The following is a 5655-nucleotide window of genomic DNA, read 5'->3' on the forward strand; positions in this document are numbered from 1 at the left end:
TTGTGCTATAGTAGAGGGCTTCGCTGATCGCGGCGAATGCTTGGTAAGAGACGGTTCATTAACAAATTACAGCCGATAAGCGTGGGCGTTTGGACAGAGGCTTTGCTTGCAAAGAGAGTGCTTTGGGTGTGCGAATAGCGTGCTTGGGGTGCTGCGAAGGCAGAGATGCCAAACGCTCATGCAAACAGAAGAAGAAGTGTGTAGGCCGAGAAGAGGTTGAGAGATCTTTTTTTAGCTTACAGGTTTACTTCAATTCCGCTTGAGTGAGTGAGTTTTTAAGAGATCGAACTAAAGAGTTTGATCCTGGCTCAGATTGAACGCTGGCGGCATGCTTTACACATGCAAGTCGAACGGCAGCACGGGTGCTTGCACCTGGTGGCGAGTGGCGAACGGGTGAGTAACACATCGGAACATGCCCAGTCGTGGGGGATAACTACTCGAAAGAGTGGCTAATACCGCATGAGATCTACGGATGAAAGCAGGGGACCTTTGGGCCTTGCGCGACTGGAGTGGCCGATGGCAGATTAGGTAGTTGGTGGGGTAAAGGCCTACCAAGCCTGCGATCTGTAGCTGGTCTGAGAGGACGACCAGCCACACTGGGACTGAGACACGGCCCAGACTCCTACGGGAGGCAGCAGTGGGGAATTTTGGACAATGGGCGCAAGCCTGATCCAGCAATGCCGCGTGCAGGACGAAGGCCCTCGGGTTGTAAACTGCTTTTGTACAGAACGAAAAGGGCTGGGTTAATACCCTGGTCTGCTGACGGTACTGTAAGAATAAGCACCGGCTAACTACGTGCCAGCAGCCGCGGTAATACGTAGGGTGCGAGCGTTAATCGGAATTACTGGGCGTAAAGCGTGCGCAGGCGGCTATGCAAGACCGATGTGAAATCCCCGGGCTCAACCTGGGAACTGCATTAGTGACTGCATGGCTGGAGTGCGGCAGAGGGGGATGGAATTCCGCGTGTAGCAGTGAAATGCGTAGATATGCGGAGGAACACCGATGGCGAAGGCAATCCCCTGGGCCTGCACTGACGCTCATGCACGAAAGCGTGGGGAGCAAACAGGATTAGATACCCTGGTAGTCCACGCCCTAAACGATGTCAACTGGTTGTTGGGAATTAACTTTCTCAGTAACGAAGCTAACGCGTGAAGTTGACCGCCTGGGGAGTACGGCCGCAAGGCTAAAACTCAAAGGAATTGACGGGGACCCGCACAAGCGGTGGATGATGTGGTTTAATTCGATGCAACGCGAAAAACCTTACCCACCTTTGACATGTACGGAATCCTTTAGAGATAGAGGAGTGCTCGAAAGAGAGCCGTAACACAGGTGCTGCATGGCTGTCGTCAGCTCGTGTCGTGAGATGTTGGGTTAAGTCCCGCAACGAGCGCAACCCTTGTCATTAGTTGCCATCATTAAGTTGGGCACTCTAATGAGACTGCCGGTGATAAACCGGAGGAAGGTGGGGATGACGTCAAGTCCTCATGGCCCTTATAGGTGGGGCTACACACGTCATACAATGGCCGGTACAAAGGGTCGCGAAGCCGCGAGGTGGAGCCAATCCCATAAAGCCGGTCGTAGTCCGGATCGCAGTCTGCAACTCGACTGCGTGAAGTCGGAATCGCTAGTAATCGTGGATCAGCATGTCACGGTGAATACGTTCCCGGGTCTTGTACACACCGCCCGTCACACCATGGGAGCGGGTTCTGCCAGAAGTAGGTAGCTTAACCGCAAGGAGGGCGCTTACCACGGCGGGGCTCGTGACTGGGGTGAAGTCGTAACAAGGTAGCCGTACCGGAAGGTGCGGCTGGATCACCTCCTTTCTGGAAAAGACAAGCGAAGGCTTGCCAAACGTCCACACTTATCGGTTGTTGGAAGACGAGCTGTTGATTACATCCTGGTGCCGAGGGTTCTGGGTGTGGTTGGTAGTGCTTGGGTCTGTAGCTCAGCTGGTTAGAGCACCGTCTTGATAAGGCGGGGGTCGTTGGTTCGAGCCCAACTAGACCCACCAAGAATCCAATGGATAGAGGATAGTAGGGGGATTAGCTCAGCTGGGAGAGCACCTGCTTTGCAAGCAGGGGGTCGTCGGTTCGATCCCGTCATCCTCCACCAAGAATCGTTGAACACCAAAGGAGCTTTCGCCAAAAGGCGAAGGATTCTTTGTTGTTTGTCGATGGAGATCGATGAATACGGCTGTTCTTTAAAAAATCATAGAGTCGAATCATTGTTGCTGATGGAAAGAGTGCGAAAGTGCTCACCGTGCCATCAGCGGCAAAATTGATTGCGTCAAGAACGAACATGCGGGCGAGGCGAAAGCTGAGCCTGGATGCTTCAAGTAATTGACGATTGTTCTCAGGGCATGCACGCGAGTGCGTGCCTGGCAAGACAAGCGTGAATTACGGCAATAACGCGTTAGAGAAGTTTGCTTGATTGAGATGGCAGAGGGCTTTGTGGTGAGAGCTGCAGAGGCCAAAGTTATAGGGTCAAGTGACTAAGAGCATGTGGTGGATGCCTTGGCGATTACAGGCGATGAAAGACGTGATAGCCTGCGATAAGCTTCGGGGAGCTGGCAAATGAGCATTGATCCGAAGATTTCTGAATGGGGAAACCCACCCGCGAGGGTATCCTTGGCTGAATACATAGGTCAAGGAGGCGAACCTGGGGAACTGAAACATCTAAGTACCCAGAGGAAAAGAAATCAACCGAGATTCCGAAAGTAGTGGCGAGCGAAATCGGAGCAGCCGTCTAGAGATAGCACAGGGGATATTGGAACGCATTGGAAACTGCGGCCATAGTGGGTGATAGCCCCGTACAAGAAAGACCTGTGTGGTACTAAGCTAGAGACAAGTAGGGCGGGACACGTGAAATCCTGTCTGAAGATGGGGGGACCATCCTCCAAGGCTAAATACTCGTAATCGACCGATAGTGAACAAGTACCGTGAGGGAAAGGCGAAAAGAACCCCGGGAGGGGAGTGAAATAGATCCTGAAACCGCATGCTTACAAAAAGTCGGAGCCCTGAAAGGGGTGACGGCGTACCTTTTGTATAATGGGTCAGCGACTTACATTCAGTGGCGAGGTTAACCGAATAGGGGAGCCGAAGAGAAATCGAGTCCGAATAGGGCGTCTAGTCGCTGGGTGTAGACCCGAAACCGAGTGATCTATCCATGGCCAGGTTGAAGGTGCCGTAACAGGTACTGGAGGACCGAACCGACTACTGTTGCAAAAGTAGCGGATGAGCTGTGGATAGGGGTGAAAGGCTAAACAAACTCGGAAATAGCTGGTTCTCTCCGAAAACTATTTAGGTAGTGCCTCAAGTATTACCTGCGGGGGTAGAGCACTGTTTTGGCTAGGGGGTCATGGCGACTTACCAAACCAAGGCAAACTCCGAATACTGCAGAGTAGAGCTTGGGAGACAGTGCACCGGGTGCTAACGTCCGGACACGAGAGGGAAACAACCCAGACCGCCAGCTAAGGTCCCTAAAATTGGCTAAGTGGGAAACGAGGTGGGAAGGCACAGACAGTCAGGATGTTGGCTTAGAAGCAGCCATCATTTAAAGAAAGCGTAATAGCTCACTGATCGAGTCGTCCTGCGCGGAAGATGTAACGGGGCTAAGCCAGTTACCGAAGCTGCGGATGCACAGATAACTGTGCGTGGTAGGAGAGCGTTCTGTAAGCCTGCGAAGGTGGCCTGTGAGGGCTGCTGGAGGTATCAGAAGTGCGAATGCTGACATGAGTAGCGTTAAAGGGGGTGAAAAGCCCCCTCGCCGTAAGCGCAAGGTTTCCTACGCAACGTTCATCGGCGTAGGGTGAGTCGGCCCCTAAGGCGAGGCAGAGATGCGTAGCTGATGGGAAGCAGGTTAATATTCCTGCACCGATTACAAGTGCGATGTGGGGACGGATCTTAATAGGTTATCTGGCTGTTGGAATAGCCAGTTTAGGCAGAAGTAGGCGTGTGTTAGGCAAATCCGGCACACATAAACCGAGGCTGTCGATCGAGCGGGCTTGCCTGCGAAGTAACTGAACGGGGTCCCAGGAAAAGCCACTAAGCTTCAGCTTGTAACGACCGTACCGCAAACCGACACTGGTGCGCGAGATGAGTATTCTAAGGCGCTTGAGAGAACTCTGGAGAAGGAACTCGGCAAATTGACACCGTAACTTCGGGAGAAGGTGTGCCCTAGTAGTGTGAGGTGAACAGCCGAGCATGAATGGGTTGCAAAAAATAGGTGGCTGCGACTGTTTATTAAAAACACAGCACTCTGCAAACACGAAAGTGGACGTATAGGGTGTGACGCCTGCCCGGTGCTGGAAGATTAAATGATGGGGTGCAAGCTCTTGATTGAAGTCCCAGTAAACGGCGGCCGTAACTATAACGGTCCTAAGGTAGCGAAATTCCTTGTCGGGTAAGTTCCGACCTGCACGAATGGCGTAACGATGGCCACACTGTCTCCTCCAGAGACTCAGCGAAGTTGAAATGTTTGTGATGATGCAATCTCCCCGCGGAAAGACGGAAAGACCCCATGAACCTTTACTGTAGCTTTGTATGGGACTTTGAACAGATCTGTGTAGGATAGGTGGGAGGCTTTGAAGGCAGGATGCTAGTTCTGCTGGAGCCGTCCTTGAAATACCACCCTGGTGTGTTTGAGGTTCTAACCTGCGCCCTTGAATCAGGGCGGGGGACAGTGCATGGTAGGCAGTTTGACTGGGGCGGTCTCCTCCTAAAGCGTAACGGAGGAGTTCGAAGGTACGCTAGGTACGGTCGGACATCGTGCTAATAGTGCATAGGCATAAGCGTGCTTGACTGTGAGACTGACAAGTCGAACAGGTACGAAAGTAGGACTAAGTGATCCGGTGGTTCTGTATGGAAGGGCCATCGCTCAACGGATAAAAGGTACTCTGGGGATAACAGGCTGATACCGCCCAAGAGTTCATATCGACGGCGGTGTTTGGCACCTCGATGTCGGCTCATCTCATCCTGGGGCTGAAGTCGGTCCCAAGGGTATGGCTGTTCGCCATTTAAAGAGGTACGTGAGCTGGGTTTAAAACGTCGTGAGACAGTTTGGTCCCTATCTTCCGTGGGCGCTGCAGATTTGAGGGAACCTGCTCCTAGTACGAGAGGACCGGAGTGGACACACCTCTGGTGTACCGGTTGTCACGCCAGTGGCATCGCCGGGTAGCTATGTGTGGACGAGATAACCGCTGAAAGCATCTAAGCGGGAAACTTCTCCCAAGATGAGATCTGCCGGGGCCTTGAGCCCCCTAAAGGGTCGTTGAAGACCACGACGTTGATAGGCTGGGTGTGCAAGTGCAGCAATGCATTGAGCTAACCAGTACTAATTGCCCGTGCGGCTTGACCCTATAACTTTGGTTTCTCACCAACCAACCAAGGCAAACCAACCAACGCGTTGCCTCGCAATCAATTACCATTCGACTCTATGATAGGCTCGCAGCTTGAAACACCAAAACCCTCAAGCCGCAGCCTCACCAGTTATGCCTGATGACTATAGCAGTCTGGTACCACCCCTTCCCATCCCGAACAGGACCGTGAAACAGACTCGCGCCAATGATAGTGCGGATCCCCGTGCGAAAGTAGGTCATCGTCAGGCTCCTACTCCAACAAGCCCCTTGCAATCCCCTTTGCAAGGGGCTTCGTTCTT

General features: G+C 52.7%; 2 tRNA genes and 3 rRNA genes. All 5 read left to right on the plus strand.

The annotated features are described in order from the left end of the window. The first annotated feature begins 285 nt into the window (after nt 1–285). The 5 genes from AAV94_RS11970 (at nt 286) to rrf (ending at nt 5604) form a co-directional block, all read left to right on the plus strand. Nucleotides 286–1823: ribosomal RNA gene (locus AAV94_RS11970) — 16S ribosomal RNA — on the plus strand. Between the two features lie 111 nt (nt 1824–1934). Further along, a tRNA-Ile gene (locus AAV94_RS11975) sits at nt 1935–2011 on the plus strand. A 25-nt stretch (nt 2012–2036) separates the two neighbouring features. Beyond that, a tRNA-Ala gene (locus AAV94_RS11980) sits at nt 2037–2112 on the plus strand. Between the two features lie 369 nt (nt 2113–2481). Continuing rightward, nucleotides 2482–5356 (plus strand): 23S ribosomal RNA (locus tag AAV94_RS11985). Nucleotides 5357–5491: 135 nt separating this feature from the next. Continuing rightward, nucleotides 5492–5604, plus strand: a 5S ribosomal RNA gene (gene rrf / locus AAV94_RS11990). Together the 16S, 23S and 5S rRNA genes with 2 tRNA genes alongside form the textbook arrangement of a ribosomal RNA operon. The last annotated feature ends 51 nt before the right edge of the window (nt 5605–5655 follow it).

This window comes from Lampropedia cohaerens (genome assembly GCF_001005215.1).
Classification (GTDB): domain Bacteria; phylum Pseudomonadota; class Gammaproteobacteria; order Burkholderiales; family Burkholderiaceae_C; genus Lampropedia; species Lampropedia cohaerens.